At 72.0% G+C, this 26,609-nt stretch carries 27 protein-coding genes; 17 read left to right on the plus strand and 10 right to left on the minus strand.

The window, feature by feature from the left end; all coding sequences use genetic code 11:
* Positions 1-46: 46 nt before the first annotated feature.
* Entirely contained in the window at positions 47-502 is a 456-nt protein-coding gene (locus tag OG700_RS23935) for a MarR family winged helix-turn-helix transcriptional regulator (RefSeq protein WP_405616814.1), read from the plus strand.
* Positions 503-739: 237 nt separating this feature from the next.
* Here OG700_RS23935 and OG700_RS23940 read toward each other — a convergent pair whose 3' ends face one another.
* Positions 740-1,981 carry a cytochrome P450 gene (locus tag OG700_RS23940; RefSeq protein WP_405616816.1) on the minus strand — a complete coding sequence of 414 codons (1,242 nt, stop codon included), beginning with the start codon at positions 1,979-1,981 and terminating at the stop codon, positions 740-742.
* Positions 1,982-2,156: 175 nt separating this feature from the next.
* Here OG700_RS23940 and OG700_RS23945 point away from each other — a divergent pair, with 175 nt between their 5' ends.
* Positions 2,157-2,663 (plus strand): DUF5949 family protein, encoded by a 507-nt coding sequence (locus OG700_RS23945; RefSeq protein ID WP_405616818.1) that lies wholly within the window; start codon positions 2,157-2,159, stop codon positions 2,661-2,663.
* Positions 2,664-2,991: 328 nt separating this feature from the next.
* Complete coding sequence (locus tag OG700_RS23950; RefSeq protein ID WP_405616820.1) at positions 2,992-3,654, plus strand: vitamin K epoxide reductase family protein; 663 nt, start codon at positions 2,992-2,994, stop codon at positions 3,652-3,654.
* A gap of 83 nt (positions 3,655-3,737) precedes the next feature.
* On the opposite strand, the gene OG700_RS23955 is transcribed toward OG700_RS23950, so the two are convergent.
* The 4 genes from OG700_RS23955 to OG700_RS23970 form a co-directional block, all read right to left on the minus strand.
* The gene (locus tag OG700_RS23955) at positions 3,738-4,046 is read right to left on the minus strand and encodes a hypothetical protein (RefSeq protein ID WP_405616822.1); all 309 of its coding nucleotides are present in this window, start codon (positions 4,044-4,046) and stop codon (positions 3,738-3,740) included.
* A 180-nt stretch (positions 4,047-4,226) separates the two neighbouring features.
* Positions 4,227-4,910 (minus strand): hypothetical protein, encoded by a 684-nt coding sequence (locus OG700_RS23960; RefSeq protein WP_405616824.1) that lies wholly within the window; start codon positions 4,908-4,910, stop codon positions 4,227-4,229.
* 325 nt (positions 4,911-5,235) lie between these two features.
* A complete protein-coding gene (locus OG700_RS23965; RefSeq protein WP_405616827.1) occupies positions 5,236-5,475 on the minus strand; it encodes a chaplin in 240 nt (79 codons plus the stop codon).
* 192 nt (positions 5,476-5,667) lie between these two features.
* Entirely contained in the window at positions 5,668-5,919 is a 252-nt protein-coding gene (locus OG700_RS23970; RefSeq protein WP_405616829.1) for a chaplin, read from the minus strand.
* Positions 5,920-6,196: 277 nt separating this feature from the next.
* Between OG700_RS23970 and OG700_RS23975 the strand changes: the two genes are divergently transcribed.
* The 9 genes from OG700_RS23975 to OG700_RS24015 all read left to right on the plus strand — a co-directional run bounded on the left by OG700_RS23975 (position 6,197) and on the right by OG700_RS24015 (position 17,761).
* Entirely contained in the window at positions 6,197-7,363 is a 1,167-nt protein-coding gene (locus tag OG700_RS23975) for a DUF3344 domain-containing protein (protein WP_405616831.1), read from the plus strand.
* A gap of 93 nt (positions 7,364-7,456) precedes the next feature.
* The gene (locus OG700_RS23980; protein ID WP_405616833.1) at positions 7,457-8,656 is read left to right on the plus strand and encodes a glycosyltransferase; all 1,200 of its coding nucleotides are present in this window, start codon (positions 7,457-7,459) and stop codon (positions 8,654-8,656) included.
* Between the two features lie 83 nt (positions 8,657-8,739).
* Positions 8,740-10,314 (plus strand): sugar transferase, encoded by a 1,575-nt coding sequence (locus tag OG700_RS23985; protein WP_405616835.1) that lies wholly within the window; start codon positions 8,740-8,742, stop codon positions 10,312-10,314.
* A 187-nt stretch (positions 10,315-10,501) separates the two neighbouring features.
* On the plus strand, positions 10,502-11,995 hold the full coding sequence (locus tag OG700_RS23990) for an O-antigen ligase family protein (RefSeq protein WP_405621919.1): 1,494 nt from the start codon (positions 10,502-10,504) through the stop codon (positions 11,993-11,995).
* Entirely contained in the window at positions 11,992-13,854 is a 1,863-nt protein-coding gene (locus OG700_RS23995; RefSeq protein ID WP_405616838.1) for a lipid II flippase MurJ, read from the plus strand. Before OG700_RS23990 ends, OG700_RS23995 begins: the two co-directional genes overlap by 4 nt.
* On the plus strand, positions 13,844-14,647 hold the full coding sequence (locus OG700_RS24000; RefSeq protein WP_405616840.1) for a polysaccharide deacetylase family protein: 804 nt from the start codon (positions 13,844-13,846) through the stop codon (positions 14,645-14,647). The genes OG700_RS23995 and OG700_RS24000 overlap by 11 nt, the downstream gene beginning before the upstream one ends.
* Positions 14,644-15,825 (plus strand): glycosyltransferase, encoded by a 1,182-nt coding sequence (locus OG700_RS24005; protein WP_405616842.1) that lies wholly within the window; start codon positions 14,644-14,646, stop codon positions 15,823-15,825. Before OG700_RS24000 ends, OG700_RS24005 begins: the two co-directional genes overlap by 4 nt.
* 8 nt (positions 15,826-15,833) lie before the next feature.
* Positions 15,834-16,538, plus strand: a complete 705-nt coding sequence (locus OG700_RS24010) for a lipopolysaccharide biosynthesis protein (protein WP_405616847.1) — start codon at positions 15,834-15,836, stop codon at positions 16,536-16,538.
* Positions 16,538-17,761 (plus strand): GNAT family N-acetyltransferase, encoded by a 1,224-nt coding sequence (locus tag OG700_RS24015; RefSeq protein ID WP_405616849.1) that lies wholly within the window; start codon positions 16,538-16,540, stop codon positions 17,759-17,761. The genes OG700_RS24010 and OG700_RS24015 overlap by 1 nt, the downstream gene beginning before the upstream one ends.
* Before the next feature lie 45 nt (positions 17,762-17,806).
* On the opposite strand, the gene OG700_RS24020 is transcribed toward OG700_RS24015, so the two are convergent.
* Positions 17,807-19,096 (minus strand): glycoside hydrolase family 26 protein, encoded by a 1,290-nt coding sequence (locus tag OG700_RS24020; RefSeq protein ID WP_405616851.1) that lies wholly within the window; start codon positions 19,094-19,096, stop codon positions 17,807-17,809.
* 148 nt (positions 19,097-19,244) lie between these two features.
* Here OG700_RS24020 and OG700_RS24025 point away from each other — a divergent pair, with 148 nt between their 5' ends.
* Both OG700_RS24025 and OG700_RS24030 read left to right on the plus strand, forming a co-directional pair.
* The gene (locus OG700_RS24025) at positions 19,245-20,483 is read left to right on the plus strand and encodes an ATP-grasp domain-containing protein (RefSeq protein ID WP_405616853.1); all 1,239 of its coding nucleotides are present in this window, start codon (positions 19,245-19,247) and stop codon (positions 20,481-20,483) included.
* 89 nt (positions 20,484-20,572) lie between these two features.
* Complete coding sequence (locus tag OG700_RS24030; RefSeq protein ID WP_405616855.1) at positions 20,573-21,853, plus strand: FAD-dependent oxidoreductase; 1,281 nt, start codon at positions 20,573-20,575, stop codon at positions 21,851-21,853.
* Between the two features lie 119 nt (positions 21,854-21,972).
* Here OG700_RS24030 and OG700_RS24035 read toward each other — a convergent pair whose 3' ends face one another.
* The 3 genes from OG700_RS24035 to OG700_RS24045 all read right to left on the minus strand — a co-directional run bounded on the left by OG700_RS24035 (position 21,973) and on the right by OG700_RS24045 (position 23,954).
* A complete protein-coding gene (locus tag OG700_RS24035) occupies positions 21,973-22,884 on the minus strand; it encodes a chaplin family protein (RefSeq protein ID WP_405616857.1) in 912 nt (303 codons plus the stop codon).
* Between the two features lie 146 nt (positions 22,885-23,030).
* Positions 23,031-23,264 (minus strand): chaplin, encoded by a 234-nt coding sequence (locus tag OG700_RS24040; protein WP_405616859.1) that lies wholly within the window; start codon positions 23,262-23,264, stop codon positions 23,031-23,033.
* 276 nt (positions 23,265-23,540) lie between these two features.
* On the minus strand, positions 23,541-23,954 hold the full coding sequence (locus tag OG700_RS24045; protein ID WP_405616862.1) for a rodlin: 414 nt from the start codon (positions 23,952-23,954) through the stop codon (positions 23,541-23,543).
* 218 nt (positions 23,955-24,172) lie between these two features.
* Here OG700_RS24045 and OG700_RS24050 point away from each other — a divergent pair, with 218 nt between their 5' ends.
* Together OG700_RS24050 and OG700_RS24055 are read left to right on the plus strand one after the other, a co-directional pair.
* The gene (locus OG700_RS24050; protein WP_405616864.1) at positions 24,173-24,583 is read left to right on the plus strand and encodes a rodlin; all 411 of its coding nucleotides are present in this window, start codon (positions 24,173-24,175) and stop codon (positions 24,581-24,583) included.
* Positions 24,584-24,797: 214 nt separating this feature from the next.
* Entirely contained in the window at positions 24,798-25,202 is a 405-nt protein-coding gene (locus OG700_RS24055) for a rodlin (RefSeq protein WP_405616866.1), read from the plus strand.
* A gap of 62 nt (positions 25,203-25,264) precedes the next feature.
* On the opposite strand, the gene OG700_RS24060 is transcribed toward OG700_RS24055, so the two are convergent.
* On the minus strand, positions 25,265-25,756 hold the full coding sequence (locus tag OG700_RS24060) for a GNAT family N-acetyltransferase (protein WP_405621921.1): 492 nt from the start codon (positions 25,754-25,756) through the stop codon (positions 25,265-25,267).
* Positions 25,757-25,796: 40 nt separating this feature from the next.
* Between OG700_RS24060 and OG700_RS24065 the strand changes: the two genes are divergently transcribed.
* Positions 25,797-26,606, plus strand: coding sequence for an exodeoxyribonuclease III (locus tag OG700_RS24065; RefSeq protein ID WP_405616868.1), 810 nt, complete (start codon positions 25,797-25,799; stop codon positions 26,604-26,606).
* Positions 26,607-26,609 lie beyond the last annotated feature (3 nt).

Consider the following 26,609-nt stretch of genomic DNA (forward strand, 5'->3'; position numbering starts at 1 on the left):
GAACGACTATGTCGTGGCGACGATAGATTAGGCAAGGAGGCCGTCGATGACAAACCCATCACCCGCGCTCTGCGACCGCATGCAGGCCGCGGCCCTCCGGCACGCGGCGGCAGCCGCCCGGTTCGATCACGAGGTGGGAGCCCAGGCGGGCCTGACGCTCAGCACGATGGAGGCCAACTTCGTCAACCTGCTGCGCCTGCACGGCCCGCTCAGCCCCGGACAGCTCGGCCGGCTCGCCGGGGTCGGCTCGTCAGGGACCATCACCGGCGTCATCGACCGCCTGGAGCAGGTCGGTTACGTCACCCGGACCCGGTCCCGGGACGACCGCCGCAGGGTGACGGTGTCGCTGAACACCGAGTGGCTGGAGCAGGAGGACGCGCCCCGGCTGAAGCGGCTGCGCACGCTGCTCGCCGACTACGACGAGGCCGAGTTGACCACGATCGCGGACTTCCTCACGCGCCTCGCGGACGTCGAGACCGAGGCGGCGGGAGCCGTCGCGTAACGCCCCGGCCGGGCCGCACGCGACGCCCGTCCGGCGGCTGAGAGCAACTCCCCACCGGCCGGAGCCAATCCAGCCCGTCCGGCGGCTGAGTGCAACCCTCCACCGGCCGGAGCCAATCCAGCCCGTCCGGCGGCTGAGCGCAACTCCCCACCGGCCGGACCCAATCCAGCCCGTCCGGCGTTTGAGGACGAACCGGCCCACCGGCCGGACCCGGTGAACCCTTCCGCCGGACAGGACCTAGCGGCCATCCGCGAACGCGCACCGCACCGAGCGGACCCGGTTGTCGAAGTTCGACGGCACCAGCACCGGCGCCCCCACGGCGCGCAGTTCGGGCATTCTCGTCAGCAACTCCCGGAACAGTGCCTTCATCTCCTGCTTCGCCAGGAACGTGCCCAGGCAGTAGTGCGGGCCGCCGCCGCCGTACCCCACATGCGGGTTGGGGCTCCGGGTGATGTCGAAGCGGTCCGGGTCGGAGAAGACCGACTCGTCGCGGTTGGCGGAGGCGTAGAACAGCACCACCCGCTCGCCCCGCCGGAAGTCGTGGCCGTTCATCCGGTGGTCCTCGGTGAGCCTGCGCCGGAACTGGATGATCGGTGTCGAGTGGCGCACGATCTCCTCGACGGCGCCGTCCGCGTACCCGTCGAAATCGCCTACCAGCAAGGCGCGTTGGTCGGGATGGTCGGTCAGCAGGGACAGGCCGTGCGCGATCGCGTTACGGGTGGTCTCGACACCGGCGACCATCAGCAGCGAGAAGAACGAGCCGAGTTGGCGGCCGTTCAGCGACTCTCCGTCGATATCGGCGTTCACGAGCGCGGAGATGAGATCCCCCGTCGGATTCCGGCGCCGCTGCCGCCCGAGGTCCGCGACCATTCCCTGCATGGAAGCCAGCGCCCGAAGGCCTTTGCCGGGGACCCGAATTCGCTGCCGCGCCGTGCGAGCGACACCTGTTTCGACGGACGCCCGATTCACCTGCGCGAGGATCGACGGGCGTTCCTTCTCGGGGATACCCATCAGATTGCAGATGATTTCGAACGGCATACGTGACGCGACCGCCGTGACGAAATCGGCCGGCCGTTCCCGGAGCATGTCGTCCACAATGCGGGTGGCCACCGACCGTACGTCTTCCTCCGTCGCGGCGAGAATGCGGGGCGTGAAGGCCCGGGAGACGATCCGGCGCAACTGCGAGTGCCTGGGCTCGTCCAGATTGACCAGGGACTCCCCGAACAGCGCCCGTACCCAGCGGGCCGGCTCGGGGGTCGTGACGCCGGGCGCGCTGCCGAACACCCGCGGATTCCGGCTGGCCTCCACCACGTCCGCGTGGCTGACCAGCGCGTGGAAGCCCCGCTCCGGCCGCAGTCGGCCCCCGGGCCGCTCCACGAAGTACTGCGGCGTCCCGGCGGCGCGGAGCCGGGCGAAACCCTCCAGCCTTTCGGAATGCGGCAGTTGCCAGAACGAGGGATCGGCGAGATTCGGCGTCATTTTTCATTCCTTCCGTGGCTTGGAGCCTCCCACGACTGACGGACCGTCAATGCGCCCCGCACACAGGGCAGGCGGGCGTATCGACGGACGACTCTCGTACTGGGGAACGAATGCTCCGCCACTCGGGTGACGCGAACTCTCCCCGGACACCGGCGGGCCGCTACTGTGCCGAAGCATGACCTCTACCAACACCGCGCAGGGAAGCCTGCAATACGCCCCTCTGCTCGGCACCCTCACGGTAATTCCCTGGACCAGTGAGGCTTCCGACGGCGAGCGCAACCCGCCTTTCCTGCTGGCCTATTCACTCGGCGACGGCCGGGACGGCGCGGAGGCCGGAGAGGAGGCGATGCGCGCCGTCATCAAGGAGGTCGGCCTCACGGCCGGCGCCGGTCTCATCGATGTCGGGGAGTCGCCCAACGTCCCGATCACGCTGCTCGTACAGGCCGGGCGGGCCGTGCTGACCATGCCGTATCTCAAGGCCCAGTGCGCCGTCCCGCCGGAGTGGGAAGAGGACGCCCGCGAGACCGGCGGCGTGTACTTCATCATCGCCACCCAGCCGTGGCCCGAGGGCGTGCCCGGCAAGCCGGTGAGCGAGGAGGCGCTGCGCGCCTTCGTCGGCGACGAGGCGGTGCTCACCGGGGCCGCGCACTGCCTGGTGCCGGTGAGCAGCCTGCGCGGCTGAGCGCCGTTCACCGGCCCTTTGGGCCGGCCCCGTCGTTCGCGGGGACCGTATGTCCCGCCGCGCCCCACTCCCGTACGAGAGCGCTGTAGATGGGAGTGGGGACCGGCGCGGGCGTGGGAGGAGGAGGTGGCGGCGGGGAGGGAGAGGGCGGGAGAACCGCTTCGGCACGGAGCTCGGGCACCGCTGAGACGCGCTGCCATCGGGGTGCTCGCACGGAGTTCATGCTCTGGCAACGCCGTACTCGACCCCGGAGTCACTGTGCCCGGCGTGTCGAGGGGGAAAGCCGAAACGCTACTTCGAATGCGTGACCGAACCGGTGGAGCACACCATGACAACAGTAGTGATCGACAACGCGTCGTCGTCCGGCGCGCACAGGTACGAGGACGAGGACGAGCCCACGCGGGACGGACCACGCGGTCTCGGGGCGGGGCGGGTGCTGGCGTGGTTGTTGGTGGTGACGGGTGCGGCGGGTGTGCTGGCGTCGTGGGTGATCACGATCGACAAGTTCAAGTTGCTGGAGGATCCGGGTTTCACGCCGGGGTGCAGTCTGAACCCGGTGGTGTCGTGCGGGAACATCATGACCAGCGAGCAGGCGTCGGTCTTCGGGTTCCCCAACCCGATGCTGGGGCTGGTGACGTACGGGATCGTGGTGTGCGTCGGCGCGGGGCTGCTGGCGGGGGCGCGCTACCGGCGGTGGTTCTGGCTGGGGCTCAACGCCGGGATGCTGTTCGGCGTCGGCTTCTGCACCTGGCTCCAGTACCAGTCGCTGTACAACATCAGCTCACTGTGCCTGTGGTGCTGTCTCGCCTGGGTCGCGACGATCGTCATGTTCAGCTACGTCACCACGCACAACATCACGCGCGGGATCATCCCGGCGCCGCGATGGCTGCGTGGTGCGCTGGGGGAGTTCCACTGGGTGCCGCCGGTGCTGTGGATCGGGATCATCGGGATGCTCATCCTGACCCGCTGGTGGGACTTCTGGACCAGCTGACAAGGGGCTGCGCGGTGCCCCGCACATGAGAGTGGGGACACCGCGCAGCCGCCGGTGGTACGGGAGTCGCGGCGGAGCGCCGGCTACTTCCCGAGGGGGAGTCCGCCGAGCATCGCGCCGCCCTTGCCGCCCTTGGCGCCGCCGCTCAGACCCTTCGTCACGTCGCCGACGGCGTTGACGAGCGAGCCGTCGTTCTTCGGGTCCAGCGCGTTCGTCCGCACCGGCTGGGCGTCCAGCGTCTCCTGGTTGGTCACCGTCTGGAGGGCTCCGCCCAGTCCGCCGTTCAGGCTCATCGGGACGCTCTCGGCGGCGAACGCCGGGGCAGCGGCACCCAGCGCCAGCATGGAACCGGCGACGACCGTGGCGACCTTCATGGGCTTCATGGGCTTCATGGTGAATCCTTCTTTCGACGGTGGTTCTCTCTTGCCTGGCCTCGTCCTCAGTAACGATCCCCGGCCGCGCCGGACACGACGAACGGCCGTGCGGCCCCAACTGATGGGACTGGCACGGCCGTTGTGACGTACGTGAGTACGTGAGTACGTGAGTACGTGACGTACGCGGTGTTACGGGAGCTACGGGGTCGTCGGCACGCCCGGAAGCTCCGGAGCCGGCGCGGGCGCCTCGGCGCCCGGCAGCTTCGGCAGCTCGGGCAGGCCCGGCAGGTTCGGGGCCGGGAGGCCGCCGGTCATGACGAGCGCCGTGGTCAGGTTGACCAGGGAGGTCACGGCGGCCTTCGACTGGGTGGCGACTGCGGTCGCGTCCTTGGCGGTCGCCGCCTTGAGCAGCGCGTCCGTCGACTTCTGTACGGAGGCGACGGCCTGGGCCGTCAGGTCGGCCGGGGCCGACGACTCGCCGTCGGAGCCCACGGCGTTCACCGGGTTCACCTGGCCCGCGTTGCCCGCGTTGCCCGCCGGCTTGGCGGGGGCGGCCGGCGCGGCGCTCTTCACGGCGTCGAGCCCCTTCTTGATCGCCGCCTGGTGCTTCTGCACGTCCGCGGCGGAGAGCTGCCCGTTCTCCGCGGCGAGGACATCGGCGAGCAGGTCGGTGACCGGCTGAATGGCACAGGACAGCGAACGCAGCGCCTCCGCCTGCTGCTTGATGGCCGCCGCGTCGGCGATCGGGGCACGGGCCGCCTCGGCACCGGCACCGGCCGGCGTGTCGTGGACGGTGGTGGCGACGGCGGTACCTGCGGTGCCGAGGACGAGTACGGCGCAGACGGCGGCGGCTGCGGCGCGGGACGAGACGTGGGAACGCATGAAAGGGTCCTTTCGGGACACGACGGGGGCTTTGTCCTCACCGTGGGTCGCCGGGCCGTGGCCCGCAACCGTTCGGGAGCGCCGCGCGGTGTCCGCCAATCGGCCGCCGCAGCCCCGCTGACCTGGACCGGGCCGCCGGGAATTCTCACTCGTCCGGGGCGCGTGTCGCAGCCGAAAGGGTGGCCGGGACCTGCCCTCGTACACCGGCGTGCGCCTCGCGCATCTCGCGCATCTCGCACAGCGGAAGAGCCGCCCTCCCCCGAAACACGCTGTCGGGGAGAGCGGCTCTTGCCGTGGGTGACGGCAGGTCGGGCTGCTGTCAGATTCAGGCGTTGACGCAGGTGTTGCCGAAGGCCGGGTTGAGCAGGCCGACGACGTCGATGGTGTTGCCGCAGAGGTTGACCGGCACGTGCACGGGGACCTGGACGGCGTTGCCGGAGATGACACCGGGGGAACCGATGGCCGCGCCCTGGGCACCGGCGTCGGCCATGGCGGCACCGGACGTGCCGATGACGGCGGCGGCAGCGGCGGAGGACAGGACAACAGCCTTGGCGATACGCGACATGGGGATGAGCTCCTCGGTCTTAAGGGAATTGCGGTACGGGCGCAGTTGCCCGACTTACCGATCAACGCGGGGCGTGCTGATCGGTTGCGGTCCGAATGAGTGAAGAAACGGTGCCGGGTCCGGCAGCGGTGCTGCCGGACCCGGTGTGCCGACCGTGACCGGCGGAGCGCTCGGGGGTGCTCCGCCGGAAGGTCAGGCGTTGACGCAGGTGTTGCCGAAGGCCGGGTTGAGCAGGCCGATGACGTTCACCGTGTTCCCGCAGATGTTGAGCGGGATGTGGACCGGGATCTGGACGGCGTTGCCGGACAGGACGCCCGGGGAGTTGGCCGCGACTCCCTCGGCGGAGGCGCCGCTGTGGCCGGTGGCGGAAGCCATGCCGGCGCCGGCGAGGAGAAGGGCGGCGCTCGACGTTGCCATGACGACGGACTTAGCGATTCGCTTCATCACCATATCCTTTCGATTTACCAATGGTGCGACAGGCTCAACGACCGGCGGCCGTTCGGGAAACGCGGGATCGCCCGAAGAGTTCGAAAAGCCGCGCGACCCGGTTGGTGAACGGCCCGATTCCGGGAAAGCGACCGCGCTTTGGTACGGTCCGCGCGTCTCACGTGATTTTCAGTCCGCGCTCTGTAAGGGTGCACTGTCGATTCATTCTTCGGGTCGGAGAGTCTCTATGCGTGATTGCGTGGTTCATGCTGTAAGGCGCGGTCTGCTGTTCGCCGTGACGGCGACGGCGACGGCGGCCACGATGGCGGCGGCCCCGACCTCGGTTCCGGTGGTTCCGGTGGTTCCGGTGGTTCCGGTGGTTCCGGTGGCTCCGACGACTTCGAGGGTTTCGACGGTTTCGGCCACGTCGGATTCCGCGGTCGCACCCGCGAAAGAGGCCACCCGAATTTCGTTCGGCGAGCGTTATCACGCCGTTCAGCACGGCGGGATCGTGCGGGCGGCCAACTCGGCCATCACCTGCCGTACCTCGGGCGAGTTCACGACCGTCACCCCGGCCGACGCGTCCGCCTGCGTCGCCGCGCGGGACAGCGCCACGGCGGCCAACGAGCAGTACGACATGTTCTACACGGACCTCGACAAGGACCCGAACACCTACAACTCGACCCGGAGCGAGCTGCGTGTACCGGTCGGCGCCACAGTCGGCTACGCCCGTCTCTACTGGGGCGGGAACCTCCGCGTCGGTGAGCAGAAGCCGCCGCGGGACAACGGCCGCGTCCTGATCGCCGAGCCCGGCGGCGCGTACAAGGAAGTCCTGTCCGACACGCTGATCGGCCACCGTACGGCCGGTGGCGCCGATGCCTATCAGGCGTCGGCGGACGTCACGCCGCTGGTGCGGTCCGCCGGTTCGGGTGTGTACACGGTGGCGCAGATCAATGTGGCGATGGGCAGGACGGCGGCGGGCGCGTGGGGCGGCTGGACGTTGGTCGTCGCGTACGAGAGGGCCGAGGACCCGCTGCGGCATCTGGCGATCTGGGACGGCTTCGAGGCGCTCGACGCCCGGCACCAGGAGTTGCGGGTCGGGCTCGGGAAGCTGGGTACGCCGGCCGGTGGCACGGGCGCCATCGGCGTCGTCTCGTACGACGGGGACCCCGGAACCGCGGGTGATTCGCTGACGGTCGGGACGGGGCGCGGGAAAGCGAGTTCGATCGGCGACAGTGCCAACCCGGCCGGCAATGTGATGAATTCCAGCATTGCCGATATCGGTTCCACGCAGATTAAACGACAACCCGCTTACAAGAATAATCTTGGATATGACTCCGATCTGTTCGACTTGCGTGAAGCACTCGTCGCGGGAGGCGACACTATGCACGTCAGTTTCCGGACCGGGCGCGACTCGGTCTGGCTCGGCGCGCTTTACGTAGCGGTGGACGCGCGGCGCTGAACCGGCTCACTCGTCGGCGCGACAGCAGCGCTCTCGGGCTTTCCTGATTGTCCGATCCGCGACACCTGAGACCACGAGTGGAGTGAGTTGCGCGTGCGGCCACCAAGGCACAGTCCCGGTCCCGGCTTCACGGTGCTCCATCTCGTCCAGCCGGTCGACGGGGGAGTGGCCCGCGTCGTCACCGATCTCGTCCACGCACAGGTCACCGCCGGAACGCGGGTCGTCGTCGCCTGCCCCGACCGGGGCGGCCCGCTCGCGGCGGACGTGGCAGCGCTCGGCGCCGAGACAGCGGTCTGGCACGCGACACGCGACCCCGGGTTCGCACTGCCCGCCGAGATCCGGCGGGTCGCCGAGCTGGTCGGGCGGATCCGCCCCGACGTGGTGCACGCGCACAGCGCGAAGGCCGGCTTCGCCGGACGCCTGGCCGTACGGGGGCGGATCCCGACCGTGTTCCAGCCGCACGCCTGGTCCTTCGAGGCGGTCGGCGGGACGACCGCGGCCCTCGCCCGGGGCTGGGAGCGGCTGGCCGCCCGCTGGACCGCCCGCGTCGTCTGCGTGAGCGAGGCCGAGCGGGACCGCGGCGAGCGCGCCGGGGTACGGGCGCCCTGGTCCGTCGTCCACAACGGCGTCGACGTCGACCGCTTCCGACCGGCCGACGTCGACGCCGGCGGGCTCGCCCCGACCGCCGCCGCCCGCGCCGCGCTTCCCCGGCTCGCCCAACTCCCCCCGCACACGCCCCTCGTGGTGTGCGTGGGGCGGCTCTGCCGGCAGAAGGGGCAGGACATTCTGCTGCGGGCCTGGCCCCTGGTCCTCCAGGACGTGCCCGACGCCCGCCTCGTACTCGTCGGGGACGGCCCCGACGCCGCGCGGCTGCGCGCCGGCGCCCCGCCCTCGGTGCTCTTCGCCGGAGCCGTACGGGACACCGCGCCCTGGTACGCGGCCGCCGACCTCGTCGTCCTGCCGTCCCGCTGGGAGGGCATGGCGGTGGCGCCGCTCGAAGCGATGGCCGGCGGGCGCGCCGTACTGCTCAGCGACGTGGACGGGGCACGCGAGAGCCTGCCGCCCGCCCAGCGGGCACACTGCCTGACCCCGCCCGGGGACCACGCCGCGACGGCGACGGCGATCATCGCGCTGCTGGGCGACCGGCCGCTGCGCGACACCTTCGGCCGCGAGGCCCACGAGTACGTACTCAGCACCTATGACGTGCGGCAGACCGCTCGCGCCATCGCGGACGTGTACCGCGACGTGGCCACCGTGCCGCGCTCCGAGCGCAGGGAGCCGATCCCCCAGTGACCACCGAAAGCACCAGCGTCCCCGCACCGTCCGGACGCGGATCGACAGGGCGAAGATCGCCCGGGCCCGAATCTGCGGGTTCGGTGGGATCCGCGGGATCTGCGGGACCGGCCCGGTCAACAGGGCACCTGGCAAAGGGAGTCCGGCTCCGGGGCCGGGGTCCGGCGACGGTCACCGCCACCGGCCGGCCGCCGCTCGGGTTCGTCTCGGTCGCGCCCCGGCGCGACGCGACCGACCGGGTCGCGCTGCCACCCCGCCGCCGTACGGCCGCGCCCCTGCGCCTCGGGCTGCCGCTCCTCGCCGCCGACTGGGCCGCCGCGCTGCTGAGCACCACGGTGCTCGGCTCCGGACAGCGCCACACGGTGCTGGTCGCGCAGCTCATGCTCTGCGTCACCGTCCTCAACGCGTACGCCGGTCTCTACCGCCCGTCCGGGCCGCGAACCGCCCTGGTCGAACTCCCCGCGCTGGCCGCGCGCATCCTCGTCGCGTGGTGCGCCACCGCCGCGCTGCTCGCGGCGCTCCTTCCCGCGTACGCGCTGAGCCTCACCGCACTGCTGGCCGGCAGCGCCACACAGTTGCTCGTCGCGGGCTGCGGCCGGGCCGTCGTGCACGGACACCGCAGGCGTACGGCGCGGCACCGGCCGAGTTCCGCGCTGGTCGTGGGGACGGGGGCGGCGGGCCGGCGGTTCGCCGCGCTGTTCGCCCGGCATCCCGAGTACGGCCTGCGGCCCGTCGGCATCGTCGCCCCAACAACCGGCGACGAGCGCACGTCCGACACCGTTACCGACCCCCTCGCCCCGGCGTTTCCCGCGCTCCCCGTGCTGACCACCATCGAGGAGATCCACCGCGCCGTCATCCAGAACGGCGTCCAGCAGGCCGTGTTCGTCGACGGCCCCGCCGCCTTCGGCGGTGGCGCCGACCCGTCCGGGCTCGTCTCGCTCTTCCACGAATACGGCTGCGCCACCTGGTTCGTCGGCGGGGGCAGCGGCGGCAGCGGGGGCGGTGGGAGCGGTGGGGGACCCATGTCCCAGCACGTCTGGGGCTTCACCTGCCACCGCGTCGACCCGCCCACCGCACGCCGCGGCACCCTCGCCAAGCGTCTGCTCGACATCGCCGTGGCCGCCCCCGTCCTGCTCGCCATCTCACCGGTCCTGCTGGCCTGCGCGCTCGCCGTACGGCTCCTCGACGGCCCCGGTGTGCTGTTCCGTCAGGAACGCGTCGGACAGCACGGCCGCACCTTCACCCTGCTGAAGTTCCGCACCCTGCGCCCGGCCGACGACCACGAGGCGGCCACCCGCTGGTCCGTCGCCAACGACCGGCGGATGAGCCCGGTCGGCCACCTCCTGCGCCGTACGTCGATGGACGAACTGCCGCAGATCTGGAACGTCCTGCGCGGCGACATGAGCCTCGTCGGACCACGCCCCGAACGCCCCTTCTTCGTCGCCGACTTCAGCAAGACGCACGCCGGATACGCCGCCCGCCACCGGATGCCCGTCGGCATCACCGGCCTCGCGCAGGTCCACGGACTGCGCGGGGACACCTCCATCGAGGACCGCTCCCGATTCGACAACCACTACATCGACCACTGGTCGTTGTGGCAGGACGTGTGCATCATCATCCGAACCGCTCTCTCGCTCGTCCGCCCGGCGGGGAGTTGACGTGGCCGACGCCCGAGGCGCGCCGCTCCTCGCCCCCCGTACCGAATCCGAATCCGACCCTGAGTCCGACAGCGACAGGCGGGACAGGCGGGACAGGCGGGACAGGCGGGACAGGCAGGACAGGCAGGACAGGCAGGACAGGCGGGACAGGCGGGACAGGCAGGACTGGCGGGACTGGCGGGAGGTGCTGCGCCGGGTCGCCCCGCTGCTGCCCGTCCTGGTGGTCGTGGCGCTCCTCGCCGCCCCGGGGACGGGCCCCGCGGCTGACGGATCGGCCGGTTCCGGGACGGCGGCCGACGCCGCGTCCGGGCTGCTCGTCGTCTTCTGCCTGGTACGGGTGGTGCGCGAGCGTGCCCGGCCGCTGACCCGAACCGCCGCGCTGGTCCTGGGACTTCCGGTGTTCGGGGTGTGCACCGCCGCGATCACGTCGTCCGACCCCGCGTCCAGCCTGCCGGGCGTGGCGCGCTACCTCCAGATCTTCGTGCTGGTGCCCGGCGCGCTGCTGCTGCTGATCAGGCACCGCCGGGACTTCCGGCTCGTCGCCTGGTCGATGGTGGCCCTCGCGCTGGTGCAGGGGCTCATCGGCGTCGTCCAGTACCTGACCGGCACCGGCGCCTCGTACATGGGCGAGGACGTGCGCGCCGTCGGGACGTTCGGCCCCACCGACGTCATGGGCATGGCCACCGTCGTGTCGTACGGCCTGGTGGTGGCGGTCGGACTGGCCCTGGGCGCGGGCGCGGAGCGCGGCGCTGAACGCGGCGCGCCGGGCGGCGCGCCGGGCGGCGCGCCGGGCGGCGCAGGGGGCGGTAACCGTCAGCGCGCCGTCGCGCTCGGCTGCGCCGCACTGCTGTTCCCGCCGCTCGTGCTCTCCTTCAGCCGGGGCGCGTGGATCGCGACGCTCGTGGCCCTCACACTGCAACTCGCGCTCTCCGGGCTGCGCCGCGCCGTCCGGGTCGCGCTCGTGGCGGCGGCACTCGGCGTCGTCCTGGTCGGCGGACTCGGCATCGGCTCGCAGCTGGTCTCCGACCGGCTCGGCAGCATCACCGAAGTCGCCGAGGCGCCCGACCGGTCGGTCACCGACCGGTACACGATGTGGGCGGCGGCGGCCGGGATGTGGCGCACCGACCCGGTCACCGGCGTCGGGCTGAAGGCCTTCCCCGCCTACCGCGACAGCCACTCCTCGATCGCGCTCTCCTCGGGCAGCGACACGGCCGGCGCGGGGACGGTCTTCCGGCGCCAGCCGCTGCTCTCCCCGCACAACATGTATCTGCTGATCCTCAGCGAGCAGGGACTGGTCGGCCTGCTGGCCCTCGCCGGGAGCTGGGCGGCGCTGCTCGTCCTCGCGCTGCGTCGACTGCCCGGCGCGCGGCGCGGACGTACGGGCGCGGACTGCGCGCTCGTCGCCGCCGGGCTGCTGATCTGGCAACTGGTGGACTTCGGTTACGCGGACATCGGCGGGCCATCCACGGTGCTGACGGCCGTCGCGCTCGGCCTGGCCGCGTGGTGGGCGCTGGGCCGTGCGGCCGGGACGCCCGCAGGAAACCACCCCGCGAGCACGTCGGCGCCGTGCGACCCACCGCGGTGGGACCGGCGGGCGGACGGCGGAGGCGCCGACGGCGCCCACCGAGGCTCCGGTCAAGGCGCCTGTGGCGGCTCCGACTTGGGGGCCGGCCCGGCATGACCGATCTGACCGGCGCGACACAGTCGCCGCCCACGGAGCCCGGCAGGGCGGCCGAACCGGCCGTCCCCGGCCGCCGCCCACCGCCACCGCCGTCGGCGCCCCCCACGGCGCCCCCCGAGACACCGGCCGAGACACCGGCCGAGACCCCCGCCGACTCGGCGGCCGACCCGCAGGCCGATGCCGGGACCGGCGACCCGGACAGCGGCCGCAGCGGCTATCTCTCCAACCGCTTCCTCGCCCGCGCGGCCCTCGTGACCGCGCTCCTCACCGCCGCCGGTGCGCTGCTCGGTCTCGTACGCGACCAGACCATCGCCCATCTCCACGGTGCCGGCCCCGGCACCGACGCGTTCCTCGTCGCCTGGACCGTCCCCGAGGTCGCGTCGACGCTGCTCATCGAGGACGCCATGGCGCTCATCCTCGTACCCGCCTTCAGCCTCGCGCTCGCGCGCCGGGCCGCGCGGGGGCCGCTTCCGGCCGGCCCACCGCAGGACAGCGGAGCGGTTCGCGACCGCGACCCCGTGCACACCCTGCTGCGTACGACCCTGCCGAGCCTGCTGCTCGCCCTCAGCGCGTGCGCCGTCCTGCTGATGCTGGCGGCCCCCTGGGTGGTGGCCCTGCTGGCCCCCGGGCTCCCGGACACCCAACTGGCCGTCGACTGCACCCGGTTGACGGCCACCTGTGCCTTCAGCTTCGGTATCGCCGGGTACTGCAGCGCCGCCCTGCGGGCGCACGGCAGCTTCGTACCGCCCGCGATGATCTACGTCGCGTACAACGTCGGCATCATCGCCACGATGCTGATCCTCAGCGACCGGCTCGGGGTGCGGGCGGCGGCGGCCGGGGTCGCCGTCGGCGGGGTCCTGATGGTCCTCGTCCAGGCGCCGGTCGTCCTGCGCCGACTGCGCGAGCGCCGCGCGACGGCGGAGCGGACACCCGCACCCGAACCCCCAGTCTCACCCTCCGGCGAGCTGCCCGGCGAGCAGCCCGGCGGCGCCGGCCGCCCGCTCGTCGCCCTCGGACTGCTCGCCCCCGTCATCGTCTTCGCCCTCACCCGCCAGTCCCAGGTCCTCATCGAACGCTTCCTCGCCGCGCCCCTGCCCGCCGGCGCCATCTCGCATCTCAACTACGCGCAGAAGGTCGCGCAGATGCCGATGGTCCTGTCCCTGATGCTCTGCACGGTCACCTTCCCGGTCGTCGCCCGCGCCATGGCGGCGGGCGACACCGACCGGGCCAGGCGGCGCGTCGAGCGTGACCTCGCCCTCGCCGGTGTCATCGTGCTGGTGGGCGCCGCGACCGTCATCGCGTGCGCGCCACAGATCATCGAAATCCTCTTCCAGCGCGGTGCCTTCGACCGGGCGGACACGGCGGCCACCGCCGCCGTGATGCGTGTGTACGCACTGGGGCTGCTCGGCCACACCCTCGTCGGAGCCCTGGTCCGCTGCTACTTCTCCGCCGCGCGTCCCCTGTGGTTCCCGGCGCTCGCCATGCTCGTCGGCCTCGTCCTCACCACCGCGGGCGGCGCGCTCCTCGTCGGTGTCTGGGGCGTCCTCGGTATCGCGGCGGGCAACGCGCTGGGTATCACCGTCACCGCCGTACTGCTGCTGCACGGCGTCGCCCGCCACAGCGTTCCGGTGCGGGTCCGCCACATGACCGGAGGGCTCGTCAAACTCAGCGCCGCCGCCGCTGCCGCCACCGGCGCCGGATGGCTCTGCGGCGCCCTCATCCCCGCACCCGTCCCGGCGGCTGCCGTCGCCTGCCTGGTGGTCGCCGCCGTCTTCCTCGTCATCGCCCGCGCCCTCCAGGCACCCGAGATCGACTCCGTTGTCCGCTCCGCCACACGAAAGTTCATCGATGTCCGCTGACACGGTCTCCGCAGGCCCCCTGTGGGCAGCCATGTACCACTCGATCACCGACCCGACCGACGACCCCTACCGGGTGACGGTCTCGCCCGGCCGCCTCGACCGGCAGCTGCGCTGGCTGCGCCGCCGGGGGCTCACCGGCGTCAGCATGGAACGCCTGCTGCTCGCCCGCGCACAGGGCCGCGCCGCCGGGCTCGTCGGCCTGACGTTCGACGACGGCTACGCCGACTTCCTGACCAACGCCGTGCCGCTGCTGCGCCGCTACGAGTTCACCGCCACCGTCTACGTGCTCCCCGGCCGGCTCGGCGGCACCAACGCGTGGGACAGCCCCGGCCCGCGCAAGCCCCTCCTTACGGAGGACGGCATCCGCGAGGCAGCGGCGGCGGGCATGGAGGTCGGCTCGCACGGGCTGTGCCACACCGATCTCACCGAGGCCGACGACGCGCTGCTGACCGACGAGACGCGCGGCAGCCGGGAGGCGCTGAGCGCCATCATCCGTAAGGAGGTGACCGGGTTCTGCTATCCGTACGGCACGGTCGACGAGCGCGCCATGGCCGCCGTACGGGACGCCGGCTACCGGTACGCGGTCGGCATCAGCCCCGGTCCGCTCACCGGCCTGTTCGCCCTGCCGCGCGTGCACATCGGCCAGGAGGACACCGGCCCCCGGCTGTTCCTCAAGCGCGCCCTGCACAGCCGGCGCCGCGAACCGGTCCCGTACGGCCCGTACGGCCCCTCCGGCCCGGAATCCGGCACCCCGGCCGTTCGGACCACCGCGCGTGAGGGCGGCGCGGCATGAAGGTGCTGCACGTCATCACCGGGCTCGGCATCGGCGGCGCCGAACAGCAACTGCGCCTGCTGCTAGGCCGGTTGCCCACCGAGAGCGCCGTCGTCACGCTCACCAACCCGGGCGCCGTCGCACGGGGCATCGCCGCCGACGGCTTCCCCGTCACGGACCTCGGCATAAGGGGCAACCGGGACCTCGGCGCGCTGCCCCGGCTGACGAGGCTGATCAAGGACGGTCGGTACGACCTGGTCCACACGCATCTCTACCGCGCCTGCGTGTACGGCCGCCTCGCCGCGCGCCTCGCGGGCGTACGTACCGTCGTCGCCACCGAGCACTCGCTGGGCGCCACCCAGATCGAGGGCCGCCCGCTGACCCCCGGCGCCCGCGCCCTCTACCTCGGCAGCGAACGCCTCGGTACGGAGACCGTCGCCGTCTCGACGACCGTCGCCAACCGGCTGCGCCGCTGGGGCGTACGCCGCGACCGCATCCACGTCGTGCCCAACGGCATCGACGTGCCGCGCTTCGCGTACGACGAGACGGCCCGGCACAAGGCGCGCGCCGAACTCGGCCTGCCCGCAGACGCGTTCGTGGTCGGCGGAGTCGGCAGGCTCACCGCCGGCAAGCGCTTCGACATGCTCGTCAGGGCTGTCGCCGCCCTGCCCGGCGCCCGCCTCCTGCTCGTCGGCGAAGGCCCGGAGCACGACCGACTGCGCGCACTGGCAACGGAGTTGGGCGCCGCCGACCGGGTCCTGACGCACGGCGCGTGCGAGGACCCGCCGCCGAACCCCGCCACCGGCACGACCGACCTGCCGTCACTGCTCGCCGCCATGGACCTCTTCGTGTCCCCCTCGGCGGACGAGGCGTTCGGGCTCGCCGTGATCGAGGGCCTGGCCGCCGGGCTGCCCGTCCTGTACGTCACCTGCCCCGCCCTGCACGACCTGCCCGCCGACGCGGCATCCACCGCCCGCCGGATCAGCGGATCCGTGCCCGAACTCGTCACCGAACTGACCGCGGCCCAGCGGCGGTTCGCGGCCGGCGACGGCCCGCACCGGCTGCCGGTACCGCCCGCCGCGCGCCACTACGACATCTCCCGCAGCGCCGAACAACTGCTGTCCGTCTACGACCGCGCCCTGCGCCGGACCGGCTCGCCCGAGCCCACCGTCCGGCGCCCGGCCACCCCCGAGGAGTGAGTTCGACGATGACCGACAACGAGAGCGGCCGACGCCGCGTGGGTGCCTGGCCCGGCCGCGTCCTGGCGAGGATCCGGGCCCTGCCCGTCTGGTGGATCGTGCCGGTCGGCGTCCTGGTCGGGGCGCTCGCGGGCGGCGCGTACGGCATGCTCCGCACTCCGCAGTACTCCGCCACCAGCTACGTACTCGTCGTACCGACCGAGAAGACCGACCCGGCCGCCGCGCTCGGCTTCGCGCAGGCGTACGGGCGGGTCGCCGCGCAGGTCGCCGCGGTCGGCGACGCCCAGGTGTGGGCCGGGGTCTCCGCGAAGGTCCTCAAGGAGAACGTCACCACGGTCACCTCGCCCGATGCCCCGATGATCTCGGTGACGGCCACGTCGAGCCGCCCGCGGGCGGCCGTCGGCATGGCCGACGGTGTGGCGCGCTCGCTGGTGCTCAACGGCACGCAGATGCAGGCCAGTACGAACGTACGGGTGGTCCAGTTCTCCCGCGCGGTCAAGCCCACCAGCCCCGTGTCACCCTCGGCGCCGCTGGCCGCGCTCGTCGGCGCCGCCGCCGGCGGACTGCTCGGCGGGCTCGGTCTGCTGGTCCGGCCCAGGCGCCGGCGCGGCGAGGTGCGCGCGACGGTTCCCGGCCCGTCGACCGCCTCCGTGCCGACCGCCTCCGTGCCGACGGCGTCCGTGCCACCCGTACCGCAGACGGAAACCGTGTGATGGCGGCGGAACCGACCACCCGGCATCTCGTGCGCGCGGGCACGGCGCAGGCCCCGGCCGCGCCCGTCGGCAGAGGCACCTTCACGCCACTGACCTCGGAGATCTGCCGCGACCCCGACCGGTTCGGCGCGCTCGCCGCCGAGTGGACCGCGCTGCACCGCCGCTGCGGCCCGGCCACCCCCTTCCAGAGCCACGCGTGGCTGCACTCCTGGTGGCTGTCGTACGGCACCCCCGGCCGGCTCCGCGTCGTCCTCGTACGCCGTGGCGGCGCGCTCGTCGCCGCGGCCCCGCTGATGCTGACGCACCGGCCGTTCCCCGTCCTGGTCCAACTCGGCGGCACCATCTCCGACTTCTCCGACGTCCTGCTCGACGACGACAGCGCCGACAGCGCCGCCCCGGCGCTCGCGAAGGCCATCGCCACCGCCGCGCGCACCGCCGTCATCGACCTGCGGGAGGTACGGCCCGGAGCCGCCGCCGAACGCGTCTACGACTGCTGGGACGGCGCCCGCGACCGGCTGGCCGACTCGCCCTGCCTCGAACTGCCCGCCGTCCCCATGGGCGAACTGCTCGGCCGCCTCCCGTCGTCCCGCGCCCAGCGCGCCAGGGCCAAGATCCGCAAGATCGACTCGCTCGGCATCGAGGTACGCGTGGTGCCCGGAGAGGAGATCCCGACCGCCGTCGAACGCCTGCTGCACCTGCACCGGCTCCAGTGGCAGGGGCGCGGCGTCACCCCCGAACACCTCAGCGCGCGCTTCAGCGAGCACCTGACCCGCTCGGTGCGCTCCATGGTCGGGTGCGGCGACGCGATGGTCACCGAATTCCGGCTCGGGGGCGAGGTGGTGGCCGCCGACCTCACCCTGATGTCACCGCGGCTCGCGGGCGGTTATCTGTACGGCGCCGACCCGACACTGCGCGACCGGAAGGTCGACGTCGCCACGATGCTGCTGCGCGAGAGCGCCCGCCGGACCAGTGCCGGTGGGGTCGGTGGATGTACGACGCTGAGCATGCTGCGCGGTAACGAGCCGTACAAACACCACTGGCGCCCGGAGACCGTCTGCAACCAGCGGCTGCTGCTGGCGCGCGGTCTGCTCTCCCCCTCGCTGCGGCTGATCGCCGCCCACGCCGCCGCACGCGGCCGGGCTGCCGTCCTGGTCAACGAGCGGCTGCCGGCGATGCGGGCGGGCCTGGCGAGGCGGACACGGCGCGGCGACGGCAAGGAATGATCCCGAACGGGTCCTGGTTCCTTGCCGCCGCCGCGATGAGATCCGTCAGGACAGCCAGCGCTCCCAGCCGTCGACGCGCAGGCAGATCTTCCGGCCGAGCAGCGCCTCGATCCACGAACTGAGCGTCAACTGCTTGCAGTTCGCGGGCGCCTCGGGCTTCGCAGGGGTGGTCGGATCCGGCGTCGGCTCGGCCACGGGCGGCGTGACCGGGGTGCTCGGATCCGGCGTCGGCTCGGGCTGCGGATCCGGCGGGGTGGTCGGCTCCGGCGTCGGCTCGGGGACGGGCGTGACCGGCGTACTCGGCTCAGGCGTGGGCGTGGGCTCGGGCTTCAGCCCGTACAGCGCCGAACGGAACACCTTCGACGACCGCGGATTCTCCTCGCACTGCCAGACGCCGTGCGGACAGTAGTCCGTGAGCGTGTGATACATCGGCCGGTGCTCCTCGATCCATTGGAGCATGCCCCGCATGTATGCGGGATTGTCGCCGTTGCGGAAGAGGCCCCACTCCGGATAGGAGATAACCTTCCCGTGTTCAGCGGCGAATTCCACCTGCTGACGGAGCCCGAAAGGCTCATTCACCTGCTCCTCGAACGTCCGTCCCGGCGGCTGGTCGTAGGAGTCCATACCGACGATGTCCACGACGTCGTCGCCCGGATAACACTCGGTCCACGCAATGGCGTCCTTTCCGCGGTTCGGAGCGAAATCGAAACGGAATTCCTGGCCGGGCACCGCGCGCATGGCGCCGACGATCCGCTTCCAGTACGCCTTCCACGCCCGCGGGTCGGGGCCGCAGCGATGGGTGTACGTGGTGCCGTTCATCTCCCAGCCCAGCACGACGACGGTGTCCGGCACACCGAGCGAGACGAGCCGTTCGGCCAGAACCTCGAAGTGCCGGTCGTACTCCCCCCGGGCGCCCCGGCGCAGCTCCTTGCGGACGACCTGGTCGCGGACCCGGCCCTCGTTGCGTTCGAGCATGGGGACGTTGAGCACGAACATCCGGTCGTCGCGGGCCTTCTTCCAGTCGGCCCAGTCGCCCAGGAAGCTCGGGCTGCCCTCGATGTTGGACCACACGTCGCCGGGGAGGTAGGTGTGCCCGACCCGCAGTTCCGTACCGCCGAGCCACTTCTGCATATCGGCGATGCGGCGGACGCCCTCGGGACCGTAATCGAGGTACGCGCCGACCGCCGTTGATCGGACTTCCGGTGGTTCGGGACTGCCGGGAGCGTCGGGACCGGCGGCGTAACTCGCCGTCGGCAGCACGGAACCCGAAGCAAGGAGGCCGGCCGTGATGACACCCAGCCAGGTGCTGAACAGCCGTCGACGTCGATAGGACATATGTGCTCCTCATGAGGGGACGCGTGCCGTGTTCGCAGTGGCCCAAAAGTATTTCTAATGAGCCGATCGGTAACCCGGTCACCCGCTTCACTAGACCGTTCGTGAATTTCACCCCCCGCATGGGCCATCGGAAATGAAGGACACCACCGTGGTGAGCTTTGACATCAGCGTCCCCGCCGTGCTTGTGCGGCTCGACCGGAATCCGTTTCACCACGGAACCCTCGGCGCCGTCAGATCACTCGGCCGGGCGGGAATCACGGTGCACGCGGTCATCGAGTCACTGCGGAGCCCGGTCACCCGGTCGCGCTATCTGCACACCGCGCACGAGCGGCCCGACCGGGCGTCCGAGGACAGACTCCACGCTCTGCTGCTGCGGATCTCGGAACGGCTCGGCACCCCCGCCGTCCTCGTCCCGCTCGACGATCTCGGCGCGATCTCCGTCGACCGGCTGCGCCCCCGGCTCACCGGCCGCTATCTCCTGCCCGAACAGCCGTCAGGTCTCCCGGAACGGGTTGCCGACAAGGCGGAACTGGCGGCCATCTGCGGCACGCTCGGGCTGCCGCATCCCCGTACGGCGGTCCCCGCCGACCCGGCGGAGGCGGCTCGGGCCGCGTGGACGCTCGGCCTCGGGCTGCCGGTGGTCGCCAAGTGGAGCAGGCCCTGGCTGCTGCCCGAGGGCGCAGGGCTGCGCAGCACCGTCGTGGTGCGCTCGCCGCGGGAGGCCGGGGAACTGTTCGGGCGCGGCGCGGAGGCGGGCAGCCGGCTGCTGCTCCAGGAACTGCTGCCGAGGGGCCGCGACCTCGACTGGTTCTTCCACGGCTACCGCGGCGGCGACGGCACGCTCCTGATGGGCGCGACCGGACGCAAGGAACGGTCCTGGCCGGTGGGGGCGGGGCTGACGGCGGTCGGCCGGTGGCTGCCCAACCCCGCCGTCGAGCGGCTGGCGGCCAAGGTGCTCGCCGCGCTCGGCTACCGGGGCATCGTCGATCTCGACTTCCGGCTCGACGCCGCCACCGGCGCGTACCACCTCCTCGACTTCAACCCCCGGCCCGGCGCCCAGTTCCGGCTCTTCACCGACGCGTCGGGCACCGACGTCGTACGGGCGCTGCATCTGGACCTCACCGGGCGCCCCGTCCCGCCGCCCGTCCCCGCGCACGGCCGCACCTTCGTGGTCGAGAACTACGCGCCGCTGTCCCTGCTGTCCCCGACGCTGTCCCCGGCCGGGCGCCGGGGACGGCGGCGGGCGGCGGGCACGGAGACGGCGTGGTTCGCGCGGGACGACCCGCGCCCCGCGTACGCCATGACCGCGGCCTGGCTCCCGCACGCGGCGCGCGGCGGGGCACGGCGGCTCGGGCGTGGGCGTGCTCCCGACAACACCACCGTCTGACCGGCCCCGATCGGCGCGGCCGGCAGACCCGGACCCGGACCCGGACCCGGATCCAGACCCCCAGAGAACAGAGAGAGCGGCGAACTCCTATGCAGGACTTGGTAGTTGTGGGTGCCGGACCGTACGGACTCTCCATCGCCTCGCACGCGGCGGCGGCCGGTGTCCGGCCCCGGGTGTTCGGCAGACCGATGGCGGCCTGGCGGGACGGGATGCCTCCCGGCATGTTCCTGAAGTCGGAGCCGTGGGCCTCGAACCTGTCCGACCCCGAGGGCGCCTACGGGCTGGCCGCCTACGCGGCCACCCAGGGGGTGGCGGCCCGGCACGGTGTCCCGCTGCCGGTCGGCTTCTTCGCCTCGTACGGCCTGTGGTTCGCCGCCCACGCGGCGCCGCCGGTGGAGGAACGGACCGTCACCGCCGTACGGCCCCGCGCCGGCGGCGGCTTCGAGGTCACCGTCGACGACCCGGACGGTGGCTGTGGTGAGACGTTCCTCGCCCGCACGGTGGTGCTCGCCGTCGGCGTCCGGCCCTTCGCCGACATCCCGGGGCCGCTGCGCGCCCTGCCGCCCGAGCGCGTGTCGCACAGCGTCGACCACGCGGACCTGACGCGCTTCCAGGGCAAGGACGTGACGGTCGTCGGAGCGGGCCAGGCCGCGCTGGAGACCGCGACGCTCCTCGCCGAACAGGGCACGGCCGTACGCGTGGTCGCCCGGTCGCACGCGCTGAACTGGAACACCCTCCCGCCGCCCCTGGAACGCCCCCTCGGCGAGGCCGCCCGCGCTCCGCACACGGGCCTGGGCTGCGGCTGGCGGAACTGGCTCTACGCGCAGACCCCCGGCCTCTTCCACCGGCTGCCCGGGTCGACACGGGCCCGCGTCTTCACCTCGTCGCTCGGGCCGGCCGGCGCCTGGTGGCTGCGCGAACGGTTCGAGCCCGCGGTGGAGCTCCGGCTCGGCGAGAGCGTCGCCGCCGCCGTCCCGGCCGGCGGCCGCGTACGGCTCGACCTGCTCTCCACCCGCGGCTCCGTGGCCGCGGTCACGACCGACCACGTCATCGCCGCCACCGGCTTCACCCCGGGCCTGGACCGGCTGGGGCTGCTCGACGAGCGGCTGCGCCGGAACCTGCGCACCGTGGGTGCGAGCGCGGCCCCCGAGACGGACACCGTCTTCGAGACGTCGCACCCCGGCCTGTTCGTGACCGGTCTGCTGAGCGCGCCGTCGTTCGGCCCGTCGATGCGCTTCGTGCTCGGCGCGACGTACACGGCGGGCCGGGTGGTACGCGGGGTGCGGCGGCGCCTGGGAACGGGGTCCGTCCGGCGGCCGGTTCGCCCTCAGTCGCCGGACGGTCTCATGTTGAGCCCGTCCGGCGATTGAGAACACCTCAAGCGGCGGAGGAGGGAGGCATGGCGGGAGCCGTGCCTCCCCTTCCGCCATCAACGCGGCGAGGCGCGGTGCCAGGGACCGCGAGCCCGGCAAGATCCAAACGAGAGGCCCTAGCCGCGCGAGCCGCTGTTGCGGCGGTACAGGATGCCGCCGCCGATCAGCAGGCCGGCGCTCAGCGCGGCGGCGCCGATCAGGTTCGCGTCCGCGCCGGTGTGGGCCAACTCGTCGATGGCGTCGGCCTCTTCGACGGCGCGCGGCTGCTCCGGGAGCATCGGGTGGTGGGCGACCGGCACGGCCGGGGGCTCCACGGAGCGGCCCCCGGGCGGGGTCGACGGGTCGAGCGGGTCGACCGGGGTCGGCGGCTGCAGCGGGGCCGGAGGGGTCGCGCCCTCGGCGCCGTTCGCGCAGGAGTCGCCGAAGGCCGGGTTCAGCAGACCGATCAGGTCCACGCTGTTGCCGCAGGCGTTGACCGGGATGTCGAGCGGGGCCTGGAGGAGGTTGCCCGACAGCAGTCCCGGCGAGTTGAGCGCGGCGCCGGACGCCGACGAGCCGCCGTGGTTCCCGTGGTCCGCGTGGCCGGCGGGCTTCGTCTGGTGTCCGTGGCTCGCGGGCGCGGAACCGCCGCCGTGCTCACGGGGTTTGGCGCCGTGCGTCGAGCCGGCGTTGCTGTCGTGGCCGGTCCGTGCCGGGCCGGCCGGCGCCGCCTTGGGCGCGGGCTCGGCGCGCGGGGCGTGGTGCTGCGCGTGGGGGGCGGGCCGGTGCTGGGGCGCCGCGTGCGCGCCGGAGGAGTTGCCGCAGCCGTTGCCGAAGGAGGGGTTGCCCACGCCGACGGGGTTCACCGTGTTGCCGCAGACGTTGACCGGGACCTCGATGGGCGCCTGGACGCTGTTGCCCGACAGCAGACCCGGCGACCCGGCGGCGGTGGCGGCACTGTCGGTGGCCTGGGCGTATCCACCGCTCATGGTCAGCACGCTCGACGCCGCCGCGGCGGTGAGCAGGCCTTTGCCGATCAGTTCTCGCATCTGGTTCTCCTGATGTCGCCGGTGTGTCGCCGGTGCGTCGGTGTATCGGTGTCGGCTGAGGCCGGTCCCGAGGCGCGTATCGCAGTACGCCTCGGGGACCGGCCCCGGGGGCGCCCCCTCAGGGCGCTTCAGTGCGTGTGCGGGTGTCAGGCGTTGACGCAGGTGTTGCCGAAGGCCGGGTTCAGCAGCCCGATCACGTTGATGCTGTTGCCGCACACGTTGACGGGAATGTGCACGGGGATCTGAACGACATTGCCGGACAGGACGCCCGGGGAGCCCACGGCGGCACCCTGCGCGCCCGCGTCGGCCATGGCCGGCGCCGCGGCACCGACGGACAGGAGAACGCCCGCGACGATGGTGGCTGCCTTCTTGGCATTCATGATGGAGCCCTTTCCGCAACGGGGTCGCGCGCACGGCTCTCGTGCCACGCGAGCACGGCTTTACCAGCCCGCACCGCCGCTGCTGGAACTCCAACGAGTCACGCGCTTATGAGGAAACTGCCCCGATTTATGGCCTTTACCGGTTCACCCGATCGCCGCGAGAAATGACGTTTCTTCAGGGGTGGGAGGCGTTTATACGACACAGAGGCCGGCCGGGGCGAATTCGCCCCGGCCGGCCTCCGCCGACCCGCGATGGGGCCGGAACGGCAATGACTGTCAGCCGTTGCCCGCGCCATTCGCCGAGAGGACCGGGATGTCGTTGAGGAGGTGCGACAGGGGCTCGTCGCCCTTCGCCTGCGTCGAGTTCTCGGTGCACTGCTGGTTCTGCGGGGAGGACAGGACGTTGATGTCCTGGACCGCGACCGGCACGAGAAGGCCGACGAGCGAGCCGACGTTGGCCTTGGCCGGGAGGCCGACGCAGAGCTTGTTGAGCGAGCCCTGCACGAGGCTGAGCTGCGGGCTCATGGCGCCGTGGGTCGCGGCGTTGCCGTAGGACTGCTTGGCGCCGTTGCCGCTGAGCGAGGTGGTGCCGGTGTCGTTGCCGACGGCGAGCGCCGGGGCAGCGGCTGCGGCGGAAACGCCGACCACGGAGGCGGCGACGGCCGCGGTGGCCAGAACCTTCTTGATCACGGTTAGTTCCTTTTCTCAAGAAATGCAGGTGGTGCGGCCTGCCCAACCGAATGGCCTGGGTTTGGTTCCGCTCCTTCACTCGTACGGCTTGCGGGCCGCGCGCAGGCTGATTGAGTGCCTAATGGGCTGTTGGAGTGAAGCGCGATAACTAAACCTGCGGAATCCAGTTGCTCATGGCGCCCCGGGGACTTGGGGCATCCTTCAGAAGGGGACTCATCGTGATCAAGAAGGTTATGGCCACCGCGGCCGTCGCTGCTTCCGTCGTCGGCATGTCGGCTATGGCCGCGCCGTCCGCTTTCGCCGTCGGCAATGACGCGGGTACCACGTCGCTCAGCGGCAACGGTGCCATGCAGTCGTACGGCAACTCGGCGACGTACGGAAACATGAGCCCGCAGATGGCGCTCATCCAGGGCTCGCTCAACAAGCCCTGCATCGGCCTGCCCGCCAAGGTCAACGCCGGCTCCCTCCTGGGTGTCGTGCCGATCGCGGTCCAGGACGTCAACATCCTGTCCTCCCCGCAGAACCAGCAGTGTGTTGAGAACTCGACGCAGGCGAAGGGCGACGAGCCGCTGTCGCACCTCCTCAACGACATCCCGATCCTGTCGGCCAACGGTGCGGGCAACGGCTGATATCGCCCCTGATTGACCGATTCGCCGATTGATCGATTCACCACTTCCGGGTCACCGCTGAATTCGGCGGTGACCCGGTCGTATTCATGCCGCCGCGACGACCGATATGCCTTATGGGCCGTTCGGGGGAATGGGCGCAACCAAACGTCGCGTGGCGAGTTGAACAAATCGGAACTCCACCGGTGGGGCTCCGACTTTCCGGAAAGGCAACAAAATGAACAAGCTGTGGGCTACCGCCGCTGTAGCGGCCACGATGGTCGGTGGCCTCGCCACCGCGTCGCCGGCGCTGGCGATCGGCAACGACACGGGCACGACGTCGCTCAGTGGCAACGGTGCCGAGCAGGAGTTCGGCAACTCGGAGACCCACGGGGACATGAGCCCGCAGCTCAGCCTCGTGCAGGGCACGCTCAACAAGCCCTGCATCGGTCTGCCGGTCAAGGCCAACGTCGGCTCCCTCGTGGGCCTCGTGCCGATCGCGGTCCAGGACATCAACGTCCTGTCCTCCCCGCAGAACCAGCAGTGCACCGAGAACTCGACGCAGGCGAAGGGCGACGAGCCCCTGTCGCACATCCTGGAGGACATCCCGATCCTCTCGGCGAACGGCGTGGGCAACCACTGACGTTCCCGCTTCGGGCCCGGTCCGGCAGCTCGGCTGCCGGGCCGGGCTCTGTCGTTCTCCGGCTACGGCAGGCGCCGGCCGAGCGGCTTGGCGAGGCAGACGCTCAGCGGGTCGTTGCGGTAGTGGCCGAACCGCGCGCAGTCCGTGTAGCCGCTGGACCGGTAGAGCGCGATGGCCTCCGGCTGCCTGGTGCCGGTCTCCAGCACCATGCGGGTACGGCCCGCCGTGCGGGCGCTCTCCTCCAGCTCGGCGAGGATGCGACGGGCCAGCCCGAGGCCGCGTGCCTCCACCGTCACGTACATCCGCTTGATCTCGGCGTCACCGTCCGAGTAGCCCTCGTCGTTGGTCTCCTGCGCGCGCCAGCCGCCCGTGGCGACCGGGCGGTCGTCGGCGTCGTAGGCGAGCAGGTAGAGACCGCCGGGCGGGTCGAACATGCGGGGGTGGAGCACGGTGGCATCCCCCTCGCTGTCGTAACGCGCCGCGTATTCGAGTTGGACCTCGGCGTCGAGCTTCACGGCGTCGGGGTGGTCGTAAGGGACCTGACGTATCTGGATGGCCACAGCACCGATCGTAGAGCCTGGGTAGGGTGCCGGAATGCTGACTGTGACATCCGTGAACGTGAACGGGCTCCGCGCCGCCGCGAAGAAGGGCTTCGTCGAGTGGCTGGGCGGGACCGGGGCCGATGTGGTGTGTCTTCAGGAGGTGCGCGCCGAGGAGGGGCAACTCGACGAGGCCGTACGGAAGCCCGAGGGGTGGCACACGGTGTTCGCGCCGGCGGCCGACAAGGGGCGGGCGGGCGTCGCGCTCTACTCGCGGCGGGAGCCGGAGCGGGTGCGGATCGGCTTCGGCAGCGCGGAGTTCGACGCGAGCGGGCGGTACGTGGAGATCGACCTGCCCGGTGTGACGGTGGCCAGCCTCTATCTGCCGTCGGGCGACGTGGGCACGGAGCGCCAGGATCAGAAGGTCCGGTTCATGGACGAGTTCCTGACGTATCTGGGCGCTCTCAGGGAGCGCGCGGCGGCCGACGGCCGGGAGGTGCTGGTCTGCGGCGACTGGAACATCGCGCACCAGGAGGCCGACCTCAAGAACTGGAAGGCCAACCGCAAGGAGTCCGGCTTCCTGCCCGAGGAGCGCGCGTGGCTGACGCGGGTCTTCGACGAGGCGGCGTACGTGGACGTGGTCCGCGCCCTGCACCCGGACGAGACGGGGCCGTACACCTGGTGGTCGTACCGGGGGCGTGCCTTCGACAACGACACGGGGTGGCGGATCGACTACCACGTGGCGACGGCGGGGCTGGCGGGGCGTGCGGCGAAGGCGTGGGTGGAGCGGGCGGCGACCCACACGGAGCGCTGGAGCGACCACGCGCCGGTGACTGTCGTCTACGAGCAGGGACAGCAGGGATAGCGG

Origin of the sequence: Streptomyces sp. NBC_01508, from assembly GCF_045040315.1 — a bacterium.
GTDB lineage: Bacteria > Actinomycetota > Actinomycetes > Streptomycetales > Streptomycetaceae > Streptomyces.